Here is a 15,524-nt window from a genome sequence, read left to right as displayed (position 1 = left end):
CGGCGGCATACTCACGACGATCGGCTCGCCGTTCGGAACGGGCTCCGCGGCCGGACGGCCGCACCGGGCCGCCGCTTCCGGAGACACCGGCGATCGGCCGTGCTCGTCGGGCTTGGGTGGGGCGTACTGTTCGCGGATCTCGGCCGGAGTGTCGATCGCCGCCGGGTCGACCGGCAGGATGTGCGGGTCGCCTGCGGCGGCTGCGGACGAAGTGTGGAACATCGTCGCGGCGAGCGTGGCCACGAGGATTCCGGCGGCGAATCTGCGAACCTTCGTCATTACTCCATAAAAGCAGTTTCATGCTTGTGGAGCCCCCGGCCACTCGGTTGCCGTTCTCCGGGTCAACGGCTCCGACCGGTTCACTGTTCGGGTCGGCATCCGCGCCTTCAGCTCGCTTCGGTCTTGGCCCAGTGGTCGACCTCGACCGTAGCCGGCAGTCGTTCGCGGTTGCGTCGCAGATCGGCCAGGTAGGTCTCGAACTCAGGAAGGTAGAAGCCGTCGGTGCTGAAGTGGGCGTAGCCGACACAGCGGAACCAGACCGGGCAGTCGTCGCTGCCGGCGGCGACGTTGCTGGGTTCACCGCGGCAGCCGTAGGGCACGGCGACCTCTCCCACGGCGCGGCGGACGCGCTCGGAGTCCAGCAGGGCTTTGGCCCGGCGCCAGATCCGGTTGCCGCGCCACGTCATCGCCTTTGGCCTGCGGCCCGGAACGCGGGACGGTGTCGTCGCCGGCGGCCACCGTCTCCAGGGCCCGTCATGTGTGCCGGCCCGGGCTGATGTTGTGGTTGACCCGGAACATGTTGCGCGGGTCGAAGGCACGCTTGACCTCCACCAGACGGTGGTAGGTGTTCGGTTCGTAGGCCCGCGCCACCGCCTCAACCGTGGTGTCGTAGCCGGTCAGGAAGTTGGCCTGCTTGCCGCCCGTTGTCCACCGGGCCATCGCGTCGGCGAGCGCGGCCAACGGCGCACGGAACTCCTCCGCCCTGCCGGGTGCGCCGAATGCGGCGGCGGAAAGCTGGAAGGCGGCGTCCCGGTTGCCGACGGCGTTTGGCATGCGCGGTTCGCGGCCAAGCGCGCCGCCGAGCTGGCGGACCTCGATCGTTCCTACCGGGGTGTCGACGCCGGGGCCGGCGGCGGCGATCAGTGCCTGGGCGGCCTCTGCGGGAAAATCGCGGAGCAGGGCTGACATCTCGTAGGTCGGAGCCGGCTCGACCGGGTCCGCGTGGATGGCGGCGATCGCCGTGTACGGCATCTCGGCCACCGTGTCGATCAGGGCCGGCGCGGCGGCGCGTAGGTCCGCGACGAGCGGTTGACCGTTGGCGGCTGGACCCAGGTAGGCGATCCGCACGTGGACGGTGAAGCGGTCGCGCAACGGTTCCGGCACGGACGGCACCGGCGGCAGCCGCAGGAATGCGAACGAGACCGTCAGCTCCTCCGGTGCAGCGGCAACCAGCCGGCGGTACGCGTCGATCACCTGCTTGACGTGTTCGCCGGCAAAGTACAGCCCGCCGCCGTACAGGTGCGTCACCGGCACCAGGCCGATGGTGAGCGAGGTGACCACGCCGAAGTTTCCCTGGCCACCCCGGATCGCCCAGAACAGGTCCGGTTCGTGGTCCGTGTCGATCCGTCGAAGCGAGCCATCCGAGGAGACGATCTCGGCGGTGTGCACATGATCGGCCGCGAAGCCGTACGTGCGGCCGAGGGTCGGGCTGAGCCCGCCGCCGAGGACGTAGCCGACCATGCCGACGTTGGGCGACGAGCCGGCCAGGGGCGCCAGTCCGACCTCGGCCGCCGCCTCGATCAGTTGCCGGGCTTTGACGGCAGCGCCGATCGTCGCCGTACGCGACCCCGCATCGACACTGACGCCATTGATCCGGCGCAGGTTGATCATGACCGCACCGTCCGCGGCCACGACCGCACCGTGCCCCGTAGCGACGGTGGCGACCGGCAGCCCGTTCGCGTCGGCGAAGCGGACGGCGGCCTGCACGTCGGCGGCGGACGTGGCACCGACCGCGACGGCAGGGCGTTGCACCAGGGCCGTATTCCAGGTGGCGGTCTCCGTTGGGTACCCCTCGTCGCCGGGGACCAGAACCGGGCCGGCGACCTCTGCGGTCAGCCGGGCCAGATTGTCCCGGTCGATCACGCATGTCATTCGGCAGCCTTCCCGGTCTCGTCGCCTTCTACACGCGAGCGTGGAGACGACTGGCCGGGCGCCGACACATGCGCGCGCTGGGCCCCACCGCGATCCGTCAGAGAAACCGGCCACGCCGAACATGAAGGCCGATTCGTCCACTCCGAGAACCCTGCTGACGGTAAGTCGCGCGGGTCGAGAACATCAACCTGTCCAGCAAAGCGGGAGAGTTGACGTGCGGAAGGGCCTGTCCGGCAGAAATGACGCGGCACAGGGTGGGTATGCCGGACACCGCGGCCAGAGGTCGGTGGGACGCGGGCGATAACGGACAAAGCCGAGGTGATCTCATGGCAAGGAACTGGCTGGCCAGCCTGACGAACGGGATCATGGCCGGTGCCACCGCTACGCTCGCCCGCGAACTGTTCAGCAATCTCGACGTGGGCGTCCGGGCTCGCCCGATGAGCGACACGCACGAGCGTGCGGTGCAGCGGATGGTGGATCTGGCCCACGTGAACCTGGGGCCGGCAGACCGGGCGGCGAACCGGCGTGCCGGGTTTGGGCCCGTGCTCGGGTTTGTCAACGGAGTGTTGGCCGTGTCGCTCTTCGCCGTGCTCGCCGGGCGGCGGCGGCCACCGCTGCCGGTGGCGGCGGGGTTGATCGGGATCGGCGGCATGCTGGTGGCCGACGGGTCGATGACCGCGCTCGGGGTGACGGATCCGCGCCGCTGGGCCGCCGAGGGCTGGTTCGAGGATGGCCTGCCGTACGTCGCGTATGGCCTGGTCGCTGCCGCGACGCTGGAGCGGCTGAACCGGGGCGGCTGACCGGGCCCGGCGCACCGGTGCTCAACGCTCGGGTCGAGCGGGTGCCGGAGCCGTTGGCAGCAGTTGTCCGCGGGCCGCGGCGATCACCGTCCGGGCGGCGATTCCGCCGATCAGCACGGTGATCGCGACCAGCACCAGGTACGCATAGACCCGGTGCCCGGACGGCCGGGTGCCGGCGATCCAGTGCAACGTGGTCGTCGCCACCGCCGCGAACGGGAACGTGAACGCCCAGAACGTGGGGAGGAACGACAGGCCCAGGTACGCGGGGAGGAGCCGGATCTGGGCGAGGACCATCAACAGCCCGTACCCGGAGACCAGCGAGACGAAGAAGTCGATCCGCGCCCCGTTGAGAGCGAACAGCGCCACGCCGGCCAGCGCGGCGGGCGCCACCTCGATGGCCAGCGTCGGAATCAGCGCTGCCGGCAGCGGTGGCCGGAAGAACAACCGGTAGAGCGTCAGCGAGCCGATGACGAGCCAGCAGACGAGCCCGAGTCCCAGCATGAGTACCGAGAGCAGGCGCTGCCCGACGACGGCGGCGCTGGCGGACGCGACGAATCCACCGGCCACGGTCGGCAGGAAGTAGCCGGGGTGCATGCGGTCGAGGTCGAGCGGACCGTAGATCCATTGGCCGGTTATCCAGCCCCCGAACAGCACGGTGAGGACGAGGAACACGTCGATGACGATCCGGGCGGCGCCGAGATGGCGCGGCGTGAGGCCCTGCGCGGCGAGCAGCATCGGCGTGATCACGGCGAGCGAGGCGAACGGGGCGAGCACCGGGTCGAGCAGGTCAGCGACGAGCGCGCGGCGGACCGACCAGGTGTAGGCCGCGTAGCCCGCCGTGGTGGCCAGCCAGACCACCGCCGCGAGCACGAGCAGGGCGTCGCCGACCCAGGTCGGCGCGTTGCCGTCGCCCGCCGCGACGACCCAGGTGCCCGCCAGGCCGGCCAGCCCGAACGGGATGCTGAAGAAGTTCGGCGGGACGCGGACGGTGGCCATCGGACCTCTCCTGCTCGGGCCTCGGGTTCGCGCTGCCGACGGTCACCGCCGTGCGGCGACGACCCGGTCCGTGGTGCCGCCGTCTCCGCGACGGGCGGCACCGGGGTGGCCGTGGGAGATGTGTGGGCGGCCGATTCGGGCCGTGCTCAGCGGCCGTCGACCGCAGAGGCGATCTTGGCCGGGGCGTTCAGGGGTGCAAGCTGATCCTCGCCCAGCCCGTACCGCCGGGCGAGGTACGCGGGGTCCTGCCAGGTGACCAGCGCGCCGGGCTGGCCGTCGTCCCGCACCATGAGCCGCATCGGCAGGTCGATGGCGATCTCGGGACGGGCCTGCATGAGCGGAGTGCCCGCCTGCGGGTTCCCGAAGATGATTACCTGTGTGTCGGGCATACTCAGCCCAGCCTTGCGAGCGGCCGCCGCATGGTCGACCACCGCCGCCACCGCAGCGCCCACGCGTTCCGCCTCAGCCCGCAGCGCAGAGATCGTCTCTCCGACATCGTGAGCGCTCCGCCTGGTCACCAATCCGTCGTTCACGGCCGACCCCCGATCAGCGTGTCGCTGGGCGAATCCATCTCATCCTGCCCACAACCGGGGCCGGTCCGGAGAGGTTTGCCGTAAAACGACCGCTACGCCACGCACAAGACCCGGTGGTGAAGCGGTGGCTGCTACTTGGGTCAAGACCGCCGACGAGATCCTGACCAGCCTCGCCGGCCTACCGCGAACGAGTCAAGACTCAGCACAATAGCCTGAGGGTGTCGTGAGCAGGCAGGGATACCCGTGGTAACCCACTGTGGTCGAGAACGAAGATCTCTGTGGGCCCGATCCGACGCCGTCGCGGTCCTCGCCGTCAGGCCACCGCGGTCGCTCCGATCCGCTCGGAGAACTCGACAAGGCGGTTGGAGAACCCCCACTCGTTGTCGTACCAGCCGAACACCTTGACCTGGTTGCCGGCCGCCTCGGTCAGCGGCGCGTCGAAGATTGACGAGTAAGGGTTGCCGACGATGTCCGCAGAGACCAGCGGCGCCTCGGAATACTGCAGGTAGTGCCGCAGCGGCTGGGAGCCGGCCGCCTCGCGGAACGCCGCGTTGACGTCCTCGACATCGGCGCCCTGCCGGAGGACCACGGTGAGGTCGGTGATCGAGCCCGCCGGGACGGGAACGCGTAACGCGGCGCCGGTGAGACGTCCGTCGAGCTCGGGGATGACCTTGCCGATCGCCTTCGCCGCGCCCGACGACGTCGGGATGGTCGACACGGCTGCCGCGCGGGCCCGGCGCAGGTCGGAGTGTGGCGCGTCGTGGAGACGCTGGTCGCCCGTGTACGCGTGCACCGTCGTCATCAGCCCTGACTCGATGCCGAACGAGTCGTTGAGCACCTTCGCCAAGGGCGCCAGCGAGTTCGTGGTGCACGAGCCGTTGGAGAAGACGTCATGGCTGTCCGGGTCGAGCCTGTCGTCGTTCACCCCGAGAACGAACGTGGGGACGTCTCCCTTGGCCGGCGCCGAGATGATGACCTTCCTCGCGCCGCCCTTGAGGTGGGCCGCCGCCGCGACGCCGTCCGTGAAGTGGCCGGTGGACTCGATGACGACGTCGGCGCCGACGTCACCCCAGGGGATGGTGGCCGGGTCGGACTGCGCGAAGACCCTTATGCGCGTGCCCTGAACGGCGATCGCGTCGCCGTCGAAGGCGACGCCGTCCAGGTGGCCTGAAACAGAGTCCCACTCGAGCAGGGTGGCCAGCGTGCGGGCGTCGGTGAGGTCGTTGACCGCGACCACCTCGACGTCGGCGTTGTTCGCCAGGGCCGCGCGCAGATAGCTGCGCCCGATCCGCCCGAACCCGTTGATGCCGATGCGTACCGTCATGGCGTCAATTCCTCCTGCTGTTCTTGTGGTTGGGCGTGGATGGTGCCGCCGCCCGGAGCAGGCCGAGGACGCCGGCACGGACGTCGTCGAACGGGCCCGGGTCCTGCCGTGCGATCGCGAGCACGTAGCCGCCTTGCAGGACGGCCATCAGGGTGTGGGCGAGGTGCTCGGGGTCGAGATCGTCCCGCAGTTCGCGGGCGGCGATAGCCTCGCGCAGCACCTTTACCCAGCTGACGTGGACCTGGGCGAACGCGCGCGCGACTGGGGCGAGCAGCACCGGATCCTCGCGGACCTGTGGGTCCTGGGTCATCCGGCCGACCTTGCAGCCCTTGAGGGCGTCGCGGGGACGCATCAGGTAGGCCTCGATCCGAGCCATCGGGTCGCCCGGACCGTCGAGTTCAGACGCGGCCGGCAACAGGTCGGCGACGTTGCGCTCAAGGGCGGCGAGCGCCAGATCCCGTTTGGTCGGGAAGTGGTGGTACATGCTGCCCTGGCCCACACCACACCGTTCGCGCACGTGACGCGGGCTGGTGTCGGCGTAACCGCGCTCCCACATGAGTTCGCTCATCGTGTCGACCAGCAGTTGTCGCGAGTCCATGGCACCAGTGTACATACCGGTAGGTACAGCTTATCGTGGCCTCACTCGGTTGCCCATCAATGCCAGCCGTCGGTACAAGTTCGACCGGTCCGGGACGGGGCAGTCGACGCCCGTCCCGGACCGGGGCCAGGTCAGGACGCGGTGCAGGTGGGGGTGATCCCGGTAGCGGTCCCCGTACCCTGGAACCCGAATTCGGTGGATTGCCCGGCGGCGATCCGGCCGTTGTAGCTCACGTTGGTGAACCGCACAGCGCCGCTTGTGCCGGTGGCAGTGCTGTTCCACGAGTTCGACACGGTGGCGCCGCTGGGCAGGGTCAGCCCGACGGACCAGCCGTTGATCGGCGCGGAGCCGGCGGTGACCCGGACCGTGGCGACGAATCCACCGTTCCACGAGTTCAGCGACACTGACGCCGAGCAGCCGGCGGGCGGCTGCGGCGAGGTGGGCGACACAGACGGCGACACCGGGGGGACCGAGGGCGACACCGGCGGGCTGGACGGCGAGACGGGCGGGCTGGACGGCGAGACGGTGCGGCCCTTGTTCAACTCGTCGAGCACGGCGGTGTACGCGGCCTTCCGCTGGTAGCTGCCGTTGCCGCCGCTGAACAGCAGCCCGCGCTCGGAGGAGCGCCAGGACTCGCTGTCGGAGATGCCCCAGACCGTGATGCCGGTGCACCTGGCGACGTTCAGGCAGGCGCGGACGACCTTTCGGTAGTTGTCCGCCTGGCCCTGGCCGATGTCGTTGTTGCTCAGGTCGTCGTCGATGTCGAGTTCGGTGATGTGCACCTCGACACCCAGGTCGGCGAACCGCTGAATGTTGGCCTGTAGATCGTTGGTGATGATGCTGTTCGGGTTGTCGTTGAAGTGTGCCTGGAAGCCCACGCAGTCGATGTACTGCCGGTAGGTCCTGACGATGTCGTACATCGCGTTGGCCTTGCGGTTGGCGGTGCCACCCTGGACCGTCAGGCCCTCGATGTCGTAATCGTTGATGCAGAGTTTGGTGCTCAGGCTGTTCTGCTGCACGACCTGCTTGGCCCGGATGAACGAGTCCCGGATGACGTCGGTGTCGGTCGCGTCGAAGAAGTCACCGTCACCGTTCGCGTCCCGGTTCAGGGTGTGCGGCCACTGGGTGCGGCGTGCGCCGGTGTTGTTGTCGGCCAACGCCTCGTTGACCACGTCCCAGTACGCGATCCTGTTGCCCCAGCGGGTCAGCGCGTTGCCGATGAAGGTGTTCAGTGTCGCCTGGCTGGCGCCTTGCAGGGAGCCTGCCTGCGAGTGCCACACCATGGTGTGTCCGCGGACCACCATGTTGTTGGACTGCGCGTAGTTCACCAGCGTGTCCGCGTTGCCGGTGTTCTGAAGGGCTCCGGTGGACGTGGCGATCGTCGACGGCTTCATGTCGTTCTCTGGGGTGAGTTGGTTGAACTCCTGGTTGACGATCGAGCTGAGCCGGCCGGGTGAGGCGGCGACACCGAAGAACAGGCCAGCGTTGGCGGCCGCGGCCCGCAGCGTCGTCTCGGCCGCGACGGCCGGCGTGGTCGACTGAACGATCACCGTGCCGCCGACCAGCAGTAGCGCCGCCGCCGGCACCAGAGCAATTCTCGTACGTTTCTTACGCTGGCTCGGGTTGCTGCTCACGAGGGATCTCCTTACAGGTCAGCATCAGGTGACTGACGTTCATGCCGGAGCCGGCAGGTGCCGGACGCGGCGGGATGTTCAGTGGCAGGCGGCGCCGTCGAGGCTGAACCCGGTTGGCGCGGCGCTGTTCGCCGGTGTGGCTGGCCTGCGGCTGGCCCTGGTTGCTTGTCATGGTCGACGACCATGTGGCGAGTCTGGGGATCAACCCGAGCCACAAGGGGTAGACGTCTATCGATGAGTCAGTATCGATACGGATCCGCCACGATGTCAACACCTTCCGGAAATCTTCCGGAAGCAAAGACTCCTGGGGCATTCCTGGTGCGGTGACCTACCCGGCGCGAGCCTCGTCCAGCGGGAACGCGCACGGCCTACCGATCTCCGTGTCGAGCGGTCAGATCGTGTACGTGGTCGGCGGGAACGGTGCGGCGCCGCTGAACCCGGGCAGTGTGGCGATCACCGGCAGGCCGAGCCGGTGATCGACCGGTACGGACCAACGAGGGATGTCGCTGATCTCGGCGGCGACGATGGGCGCTGGGAAGAAGTCGTAGAACGGGTCTGGCAGGTCGATGTCGTCGAAGTGGTCCTCGGGCCGGCCCGGCAGCCCGTTGGCGTCCATCCACTCCTGCTCGAACGCCAGCGGCTCGCCGGTGCAACCCTCGGCGTCATTGAGGTCGAAGGTGCGCACCGTCGCGCCGCCCCGGGCGACCAGCCACGTTGACCCGCCGTCCCGTTCGCCGTTGTAGAACGCGTGGGCCTCGCCGAACTCGGCGCTCAACCGCTCGACGGTGGCGCGGGCCTCGGCCGGGCGGCCGGGATGGTCCGGCAGTTCGTAGAACACATCGCACCAGGGCCCGGTGATCGTCGTCCATCCATCGCTCGCCGGGCTGACGTAGACCAGTGGTTGCCCTTCACGGCAGTGCTCGATCGTTTCGAGGACGGCGTTGGCGAGCTGGACGGTCACCGGGCGGGGGTCGTGCAGGCCGATCGACGCCATGACGGCGGCCTGGTCGTCGCTGCGCACGGACCACCACCGCAGCCAGCAACCGGAGAGCAGGCTCGGGCCGTCCTGGTGCAGGCGGACGCGGACCAGGCGCTCGACGAGGGCTACGTCGGCCGGGTCGAGGCCGGGTTCGCCGGCCACGCGGGCGAGGGCTTGGAGCGCGCCGGCGCGCAGCCTGCCCGGGCCGTGCCGGCGCACCGCGAGCAGCGCCTCCCGCGTCGCGGGATCGTTCCGACCGAACATCCACAGCACGTCGGTGCGCTCGTACTGGCTGGCCGCCCGCAACTGTTCCAGCAGCGCTCGCACATCGCCGGTCATGGCCGGCAATGTACGGCAACTCTCGCAGAGTCGTCTCGATCATGAGGTGAACGGTGCCGGCCCGATCGCCCGGCACCGTCAGGTCGGCGGCTGGGTCACCAGTTATAGGTCATAACCTGCCAATACTGGTTGCTCTGCCAGGTCGGGTCCCACATTCCCGCCCAGGCGCCGTTCCGCCAGTCGTGGTAGAGCAGGTCGAGGAACTTTCCGTTGTAGTAGCTGCTGATCACGGTGGTGCCGTCGATCCCTGGGTAGCTCCACCGCTGATTGGCGCCGCCCCAGCAGTCCCACATGCCGACCTGGGCGCCGTTGCTGTTGTTGAAGCTCAGGATCTCGAGGCATTTGTGATTCATGTAGCTGCGGATCGCCTGTAGGCCGCTGTCCCAATACCAGAACTGATTGGCGCCACCCCAGCAGTCCCAGACGCCGACGCCGGCGCCGTTGTTGTTGTTCAAGCCCAGGATCTCCAAACACTTCCCGTTGTACGCGCTGCGTAGCTCGAACTTGGTCGCGATCGGCGGATAGGCGGCTTGTGCGGGGGCGCTGGTGGCAACGACGACCGGCGCCGAGACGACAAGGAGGCTGATGGCCGTGACAAGGAGCCGTCTCAGGCTCCGTCCCATTCTCGTGACCCGCAGCGGCAGAATCCAATGGATCATGTGAGGCTTCTCCTTCGACAACGGACAGGTGCCGTGAGCCGCATGGCGCGGCGCAATGTGCAGGATCGACGATTCGGTGCGTCGGCCATGTCCGGCAAGCAGAGCGGACGCTTTCCCACGGCATCCCGAGAAGTCCCTGGTAGACGTGTACGATGGCGGATGTCTAAGGTGTCCGGCGGCATCGGACACCTCCGCGTCCGAAGCGCCGGGGGAGGGCGAGTGGACGAGACCGCCGATCCCCGTGCGGAGTTCGCCCGCCGACTACAGACGCTGCGGGAATCGGCGGGTCTTTCCATCCGGCGACTGGAGATCGAGAGTTCTCGGACACCAAGGCGCCGCGACGAAGAACGCATCCGGCTCAAACGCAGCACCATCGCCGACATGGTCAGCCAGAGCCGCCCCGTTCGGCCGGAGCCGGCCAACTTCGAAGTCTTCGTAGACACCTGTCTGCGGATCGCGGCCGAGCAAGAACTTCCGCTGCCGGCCGCGCTCGGTGACCGCCAAGCGTGGGACGAGGCATACCGAAGACTCCGCGACCACACCGACCGTCATCCACGCCCGCCTGCGCCGACCCGATCCTCTCCCCGGGTAGAGCCGCCTTCGGCCGAGCCCGCGCAGACGTTGGTGCCAGCGACAGCTGGAGCCGCCTCGGTCGGGGCCGAGGTGGCGCCCCGCAGGCCCCTGGTCACGCGGCGACAGGTCATCCTGGCGACGCCGTTGGCGCTGGTCAGCGTGGCGGCTCCGCTGCTGATCCGTCAGGTCGGGGGACCGGCGGAGTCGGGAGCGGGTACGAGCACGGATATCGCCGGCCATGACGGCTACGACCCGGCGGGCAGTCTTCTCTGCCCTCCGATCAGTCCTGACAACCCGGTGTGGTCTGTCGCCTTCGGCGCGCTGCATGGCGAGCCCGTCGTCGTCGTCGGCCGGGCGGACGGCACGGTGCAACTGTGGGATCCGCTCATGCGAACCGCTCGCGGCATCCCGCTCAAGCACCATGCCAAACCCGTCTTCTCCGTCGGGCTCAGCTCTCCTATCGCGGTGTCCGCCAGTGTCGACGGCACGCTGCGGGTGTGGGATCTCACCGCCGATCCGCCCACGAGCACGCAGATAGGCGACCGGCTCGGCGGCGGTATCAACGGCGTCGCGCTCGGCAGGGTGCGGGGTGCGACCGTGGCAGTGTCCGGCAGCGACGATCACACGGTGCGCGTCTGGCACCCGGCCTTCCCCGCGACAACGGGCATGGTGCTCGGTGAGCGGCTCGACACTGAGATCACCAGCGTCGCCACCAGCACGTTGCATGGCACGACGATTGCTGTCTCCGGCGGCGCCGACGGCGCCGTCCGGCTCTGGGACGTGGAAGCCGAACGCGCCGTCCAGGTGCTCGGCAAACACGAGGCAGCGGTGTGGGCGATGGCCGTAGGCACGATGGGTGACAGGACCGTAGCGGTCTCCGGCAGCGACGACGGGGAGTTTCGTAGCTGGGATCTCAGCGCGCCCAAACCCGGCGGCCGCACGCTCAACCGATTCCGGGTCGCTGTGAAGTCCGCCGCCGTGGGCGTCCTCAACGGCCGGACTGTGGCGATCAGCGGCAGCGACGACAGCCAGATCCGTATCTGGGACCTGGCGACCGGGCAACCCTACGGCCAGGGACTCACCGGCCCCGAGAAGGGCGCCATGTCAATCGCGATGGGCGACATCGGAGGCAGAGCGTTCGTGGTCTCCGGTCACTGGGACGGCACCATCTGGACCTGGCTGCTCTGACCTCAACGGCCATCAGCGTTGCAATACGAACTCGGGCTGTACTAGAAGATGGCAGCACAGGTTTGAAAGCCGTATGCGCGCGAGCGCTGCCGAAATTCGGCCTGGTCGGCGCGGATCGTCTCGAATACGGTGCTCGCCGGTTCTTGCCCCCGCGCCAGCATGGGACCGTACTCGTTGTTGGCCCGCACGATTCTCTCCAGACTGTCTACTATCGGCCGGAGCAGATCTTCGTCCTCCTCCGGGAACGGATTGCCGGTCCACTTCTGAAGAAGTACGCCAAGGGTCCTGGCGATCTCGAGCATGAAATGCCCGGCGGCCTGCCTGTCCTCTGGCACCGGGCCCAACGCCTCGCCAGCCTGGATAGCTTCTGCGCAGAGGCCGTCGACCATTTCGATGTAGGGAGCCCGTCTGTCCGGGTCAGTGTGACTGTTCGGGTCGGGCGGGTACCGGTAGACGAAGATTCCCAGTCCCAGCGCCATTGCCGCTACTATCACGCCCGCCGCGGCCCATCCCCGTTCACTCACGGAGCGAACGCCCCGAACGGCGGCTTGGGGTCGAACCGATCCGGGCTGATCCCCCCGTCGATGGGCGCCACCATGCTGCCGCTGGCGTAGAGTCCATCCCCCAGCGGCGTGAGTTGGGCTGCTGGTTCGGCCGGCACGGGCGCCGCGGCCACTTCCCCTCCCTCCTCGAACAGGTCGCCGGCTAGGTCGATGGCGCCTTCGATCAGCATCCCGAGCAGTTCCCACATGGTCCTTCTCCAATCGACCGAGCCGTACGCGAGTAGCGCGTTACGGCGAACCTGGACTCAGCGTGTCGGGGGCGAGTCCCGGGCAACCAGGGTCGAGATGCCCTCTTGGTCGTCCCGGCTCTGTCCCGTCCACCCGGGACACCCGGGCCGGCGACAGCGGGACACCTAATGCGCAAGACTGCTTTCCATGGGTTCTGACCTGCCCGCGGACTCGAGCTCAGACGGGCGCCACACCGGTCTGGTGATCGCATACTTCCTTTTGGTGATCATCGTCGGCTCCACGGCAGTCGGTCTGGATACCGTCACCGCGTCCGCAGAGCGGGATCTGCCGGCGATCTACCATTCCTATGGAACGGTCGCCTTCCTGACCTCGCTCCCCCCGGTCGTATTGGGCGCGCTGCTCATCCGCGCCCGCCCTCGCCATGCCGTCGGCTGGGCGCTGACCGCCTTCGGGGTCACCTGGCTGGTCAATGTGATCGCCGGGGAGTGGAGCTCCTATGGCGCCCTGGTCGCGCCGGACGCGCCGGGGGTCGGACTGGCCGACTGGTACTACTCCAGGTTCGGGGCCTGGCTGCTGCCGCTGCTGGCGTTGGTCGGCGTCGTATTTCCGGACGGCCGGCTGCCGACCGACCCGCGATGGCGGTGGGGCACCGTCGCGGGGCTCGCGATCACGTCGATCGCGCCGGCGGCCTTGATGTTCGCGCCGTTCGCGGCGGTGGTAGAGCTGGCCGGCGAACGTTCCCCGAAGCACGAGGCGATCGCGATCGATCTGCTCACCCTGCCGTTGCCATACGAAGTCTGGCAAGCCGTCGTATCCGTGGGACGGGTGACGTTGTTCGGTAGCCTGATCGTGCCGGCGGCCGTTATGGCGCACCGCTACCGGCGTGCTGGCCCGGAGCAGCGCGCCCAGATCCGCTGGCTGATGTGGGCCGCGATCGTCTCGGTCCTCATCGTCGGGCTCACACTCCGGCTCACTGGGATCTGGGGTGAACTCCCGCTCACGCTGATCGTCGCCCTGAACTGCGCAGCGATCGCCATAGCGGTGACCCGTCACCGGCTCTACGACATCGACCGGCTACTGCCGACCACGCTGGTCTACGCGACGCTGATCGGAACGTTTCTGCTGGCCGACTTGATCGTGATCGCGGTTGCCGGAAGCCTCCTGGACGGGCAGGACGCGGCGCTGCTCGCCATGGCCCTGGTAGCGATCCTCTACACCGCCTGTCGAGACTGGCTGTGGCGTTGGGCCCGGCGTCTTCTGCTCGGCATCCGCCCGGACGCGCAGCGGGCCATCGCAATCCTCGCCCGGCAATTGGAGCTGGCTGCCACGCCGGAGGAGCAACTGCGCAACCTGGCGCACACGGTGGCACGCGAGCTGCGCCTGTCATACGTTCTCGTCGTGGTGGAACGAGGCACCGGCGAACGGATCTCGGTGGCCCATGGCCAACCGACCGCCCACCAGGTCGACCTCCCGGTGGCGTATCGGGGCAGACGGATCGGTCGGTTGATCCTCGGCACCCGGCGTGGCGGGAGGCTGAGCGCGGGCGACCAGGCACTCCTCGGCGACCTGGTGCGTCAGGCCGCCGCGGCGGCCCAGGCCACCGACGAGGCGGCGTCGCTGCGACGCACCCGGGTGCAGCTCGTCACGGCGCGCGAGGAGGAACGTCGTCGACTCCGACGCGACCTACACGACGGTCTCGGCCCCACGATCGCGGCAGCGGCAATGCACGTCAAAGCCGCGCGGAGCGTTGCCGGTCAGTCCGTGGAGGCCGACCGTCTGTTGGGCGCCTCGGTCGACGCCCTGAGCACCCTCATGGAGGATGTGCGGCGCCTCGTGTACAACATGCGTCCACCTGCCCTGGACGAGTTGGGGCTCGTCGGCGCGTTGACCCCGCAACTCGACACCCTTTGCTATGCCGACGTACTGGTCACCGTGGACGTCCCGGATTCCGCTCCGCGCCTACCCGCAGCCTGCGAGGTGGCCGCGTACCGCATCCTCGTGGAGGCCCTGACCAACGTCTCGCGGCACGCGGCCGCGCGCCGGTGTCACATCTCCATCCACGCCGGCCCCGACCCCGCCGACCCGACCGCAAAGGTGCACACACTGGAAGTGGTCGTCCGCGACGACGGCCGGGGGATTCCGGACTCGCCAACAACCGGCGTGGGCCTGCTGTCCATGCGCGAACGCGCCGCCGAACTCGGTGGCTTCTGCGACGTGGCAAAGGCGCCAGGCGGTGGCACGCAGGTCCGGTCGCTGCTCCCGTACGACGCCCAGCCAGCGGAAGACCCCGTACATGCCTGACAAACCCGTGCGGGTGCTGATCGCCGACGACCACCCCGTCTTCCGTGAGGGACTGGCCGTCCTCCTCTCCGCAATCCCCGGTGTCGAGGTGGTCGGCACCGCCGCTGACGGCACAGCCGCAGAGCGGGCCACCACCGAACTCGCGCCCGACGTGATCCTCATGGACGTTGCAATGCCAGGACTCAACGGTGTCGAGGCCACCCAGCGAATCCTCGCCACCACCCCCAACCTGGCGGTGCTCATGCTCACCATGTCGGCCGACAACGCGACACTGCTCGCCGCGCTCCGCGCCGGCGCGACCGGCTACCTCCTCAAGGACGCGGGCCCGGAGGAAATCAGCCGCGCGATCATGGCGGCGGCCAACGGCGAGGCCATCTTCGGGCCCGCCATGGCCCGTCAGGTGACAAACCTCTTCACCCATCAGGCGGCCGCTCCGCCACCGCCGGTGTTCCCTCAGCTCACCGCACGCGAACACGAAATCCTTGTACTCATAGCCAAGGGCCTAACCAACTCTCAGATCGCCAGGCGACTATGCCTGGCATCCAAGACAATCCGCAACAACGTTTCCCACATCCTCACCAAGCTCCAAGTCGCCGACCGCGCCGAGGCAATCGACGTGGCCCGCCGAGCTGGCCTGGCCTAGGGCGTGTCCTGTCGATCATGCATCGGCAGTCCTGCTCATGACATGCTTCGGTCG

The 15,524-nt window shown here is 68.6% G+C and carries 16 protein-coding genes; 4 read left to right on the top strand and 12 right to left on the bottom strand.

What is annotated here, in order from left to right:
* The 3 genes from ACFP2T_RS47755 to ACFP2T_RS47745 form a co-directional block, all read right to left on the bottom strand.
* The coding region (locus ACFP2T_RS47755) for a hypothetical protein (RefSeq protein ID WP_377434705.1) at positions 1–279 on the bottom strand (279 nt) is incomplete at its 3' end.
* Positions 280–386: 107 nt separating this feature from the next.
* Positions 387–686 carry a hypothetical protein gene (locus ACFP2T_RS47750; RefSeq protein WP_377434702.1) on the bottom strand — a complete coding sequence of 100 codons (300 nt, stop codon included), beginning with the start codon at positions 684–686 and terminating at the stop codon, positions 387–389.
* Positions 687–753: 67 nt separating this feature from the next.
* A complete protein-coding gene (locus ACFP2T_RS47745) occupies positions 754–2,151 on the bottom strand; it encodes an FAD-binding oxidoreductase (RefSeq protein WP_377434699.1) in 1,398 nt (465 codons plus the stop codon).
* Between the two features lie 326 nt (positions 2,152–2,477).
* On the opposite strand from ACFP2T_RS47745, the gene ACFP2T_RS47740 reads away from it, so the two are divergent.
* Positions 2,478–2,951: a hypothetical protein gene (locus ACFP2T_RS47740; protein ID WP_377434696.1), complete on the top strand. Its 474-nt coding sequence runs from the start codon at positions 2,478–2,480 to the stop codon at positions 2,949–2,951.
* A gap of 21 nt (positions 2,952–2,972) precedes the next feature.
* On the opposite strand, the gene ACFP2T_RS47735 is transcribed toward ACFP2T_RS47740, so the two are convergent.
* The 7 genes from ACFP2T_RS47735 to ACFP2T_RS47705 form a co-directional block, all read right to left on the bottom strand.
* Positions 2,973–3,947 (bottom strand): SLAC1 family transporter, encoded by a 975-nt coding sequence (locus tag ACFP2T_RS47735; RefSeq protein WP_377434693.1) that lies wholly within the window; start codon positions 3,945–3,947, stop codon positions 2,973–2,975.
* A 146-nt stretch (positions 3,948–4,093) separates the two neighbouring features.
* On the bottom strand, positions 4,094–4,378 hold the full coding sequence (locus tag ACFP2T_RS47730) for a DUF302 domain-containing protein (RefSeq protein WP_377434707.1): 285 nt from the start codon (positions 4,376–4,378) through the stop codon (positions 4,094–4,096).
* A 415-nt stretch (positions 4,379–4,793) separates the two neighbouring features.
* Positions 4,794–5,804, bottom strand: coding sequence for a type I glyceraldehyde-3-phosphate dehydrogenase (gene gap / locus ACFP2T_RS47725; RefSeq protein WP_377434692.1), 1,011 nt, complete (start codon positions 5,802–5,804; stop codon positions 4,794–4,796).
* A gap of 4 nt (positions 5,805–5,808) precedes the next feature.
* Complete coding sequence (locus ACFP2T_RS47720; RefSeq protein WP_377434689.1) at positions 5,809–6,402, bottom strand: TetR/AcrR family transcriptional regulator; 594 nt, start codon at positions 6,400–6,402, stop codon at positions 5,809–5,811.
* A 131-nt stretch (positions 6,403–6,533) separates the two neighbouring features.
* Positions 6,534–8,036, bottom strand: a complete 1,503-nt coding sequence (locus ACFP2T_RS47715) for an endo-1,4-beta-xylanase (protein WP_377434686.1) — start codon at positions 8,034–8,036, stop codon at positions 6,534–6,536.
* Positions 8,037–8,427: 391 nt separating this feature from the next.
* On the bottom strand, positions 8,428–9,354 hold the full coding sequence (locus ACFP2T_RS47710; RefSeq protein ID WP_377434683.1) for a hypothetical protein: 927 nt from the start codon (positions 9,352–9,354) through the stop codon (positions 8,428–8,430).
* A 95-nt stretch (positions 9,355–9,449) separates the two neighbouring features.
* Positions 9,450–10,013 (bottom strand): RICIN domain-containing protein, encoded by a 564-nt coding sequence (locus ACFP2T_RS47705; RefSeq protein ID WP_377434681.1) that lies wholly within the window; start codon positions 10,011–10,013, stop codon positions 9,450–9,452.
* A gap of 219 nt (positions 10,014–10,232) precedes the next feature.
* Here ACFP2T_RS47705 and ACFP2T_RS47700 point away from each other — a divergent pair, with 219 nt between their 5' ends.
* Positions 10,233–11,774 (top strand): WD40 repeat domain-containing protein, encoded by a 1,542-nt coding sequence (locus ACFP2T_RS47700; RefSeq protein WP_377434679.1) that lies wholly within the window; start codon positions 10,233–10,235, stop codon positions 11,772–11,774.
* A gap of 41 nt (positions 11,775–11,815) precedes the next feature.
* Here the strand turns inward: ACFP2T_RS47700 and ACFP2T_RS47695 are convergent, their stop codons facing one another.
* Positions 11,816–12,253: a hypothetical protein gene (locus ACFP2T_RS47695; protein WP_377434676.1), complete on the bottom strand. Its 438-nt coding sequence runs from the start codon at positions 12,251–12,253 to the stop codon at positions 11,816–11,818.
* Positions 12,254–12,294: 41 nt separating this feature from the next.
* Positions 12,295–12,525, bottom strand: a complete 231-nt coding sequence (locus tag ACFP2T_RS47690; RefSeq protein WP_377434673.1) for a hypothetical protein — start codon at positions 12,523–12,525, stop codon at positions 12,295–12,297.
* 262 nt (positions 12,526–12,787) lie between these two features.
* On the opposite strand from ACFP2T_RS47690, the gene ACFP2T_RS47685 reads away from it, so the two are divergent.
* Together ACFP2T_RS47685 and ACFP2T_RS47680 are read left to right on the top strand one after the other, a co-directional pair.
* Positions 12,788–14,827, top strand: a complete 2,040-nt coding sequence (locus ACFP2T_RS47685) for a sensor histidine kinase (protein ID WP_377434670.1) — start codon at positions 12,788–12,790, stop codon at positions 14,825–14,827.
* Positions 14,820–15,470, top strand: coding sequence for a response regulator (locus tag ACFP2T_RS47680; protein ID WP_377434668.1), 651 nt, complete (start codon positions 14,820–14,822; stop codon positions 15,468–15,470). Before ACFP2T_RS47685 ends, ACFP2T_RS47680 begins: the two co-directional genes overlap by 8 nt.
* Positions 15,471–15,524: the final 54 nt, after the last annotated feature.

The sequence above is a fragment of the Plantactinospora solaniradicis genome (assembly GCF_042658085.1).
Lineage (GTDB): Bacteria > Actinomycetota > Actinomycetes > Mycobacteriales > Micromonosporaceae > Plantactinospora > Plantactinospora solaniradicis.
Note: the sequence above shows the minus strand (reverse complement) of the source record. Positions and strands in the feature narration are given on the sequence as shown.

Excerpts from the sequence above, each read along its gene's own strand:
- ACFP2T_RS47705 (WP_377434681.1), bottom strand. The coding sequence starts at position 10,013 with ATGATCCATTGGATTCTGCCGCTGCGGGTCACGAGAATGGGACGGAGC.
- gap (WP_377434692.1), bottom strand. The coding sequence starts at position 5,804 with ATGACGGTACGCATCGGCATCAACGGGTTCGGGCGGATCGGGCGCAGC.
- ACFP2T_RS47745 (WP_377434699.1), bottom strand. The coding sequence starts at position 2,151 with ATGACATGCGTGATCGACCGGGACAATCTGGCCCGGCTGACCGCAGAG.
- ACFP2T_RS47680 (WP_377434668.1), top strand. The coding sequence starts at position 14,820 with ATGCCTGACAAACCCGTGCGGGTGCTGATCGCCGACGACCACCCCGTC.
- ACFP2T_RS47690 (WP_377434673.1), bottom strand. The coding sequence starts at position 12,525 with ATGTGGGAACTGCTCGGGATGCTGATCGAAGGCGCCATCGACCTAGCC.
- ACFP2T_RS47740 (WP_377434696.1), top strand. The coding sequence starts at position 2,478 with ATGGCAAGGAACTGGCTGGCCAGCCTGACGAACGGGATCATGGCCGGT.
- ACFP2T_RS47750 (WP_377434702.1), bottom strand. The coding sequence starts at position 686 with ATGACGTGGCGCGGCAACCGGATCTGGCGCCGGGCCAAAGCCCTGCTG.
- ACFP2T_RS47695 (WP_377434676.1), bottom strand. The coding sequence starts at position 12,253 with ATGGCGCTGGGACTGGGAATCTTCGTCTACCGGTACCCGCCCGACCCG.
- ACFP2T_RS47710 (WP_377434683.1), bottom strand. The coding sequence starts at position 9,354 with ATGACCGGCGATGTGCGAGCGCTGCTGGAACAGTTGCGGGCGGCCAGC.
- ACFP2T_RS47720 (WP_377434689.1), bottom strand. The coding sequence starts at position 6,402 with ATGGACTCGCGACAACTGCTGGTCGACACGATGAGCGAACTCATGTGG.
- ACFP2T_RS47735 (WP_377434693.1), bottom strand. The coding sequence starts at position 3,947 with ATGGCCACCGTCCGCGTCCCGCCGAACTTCTTCAGCATCCCGTTCGGG.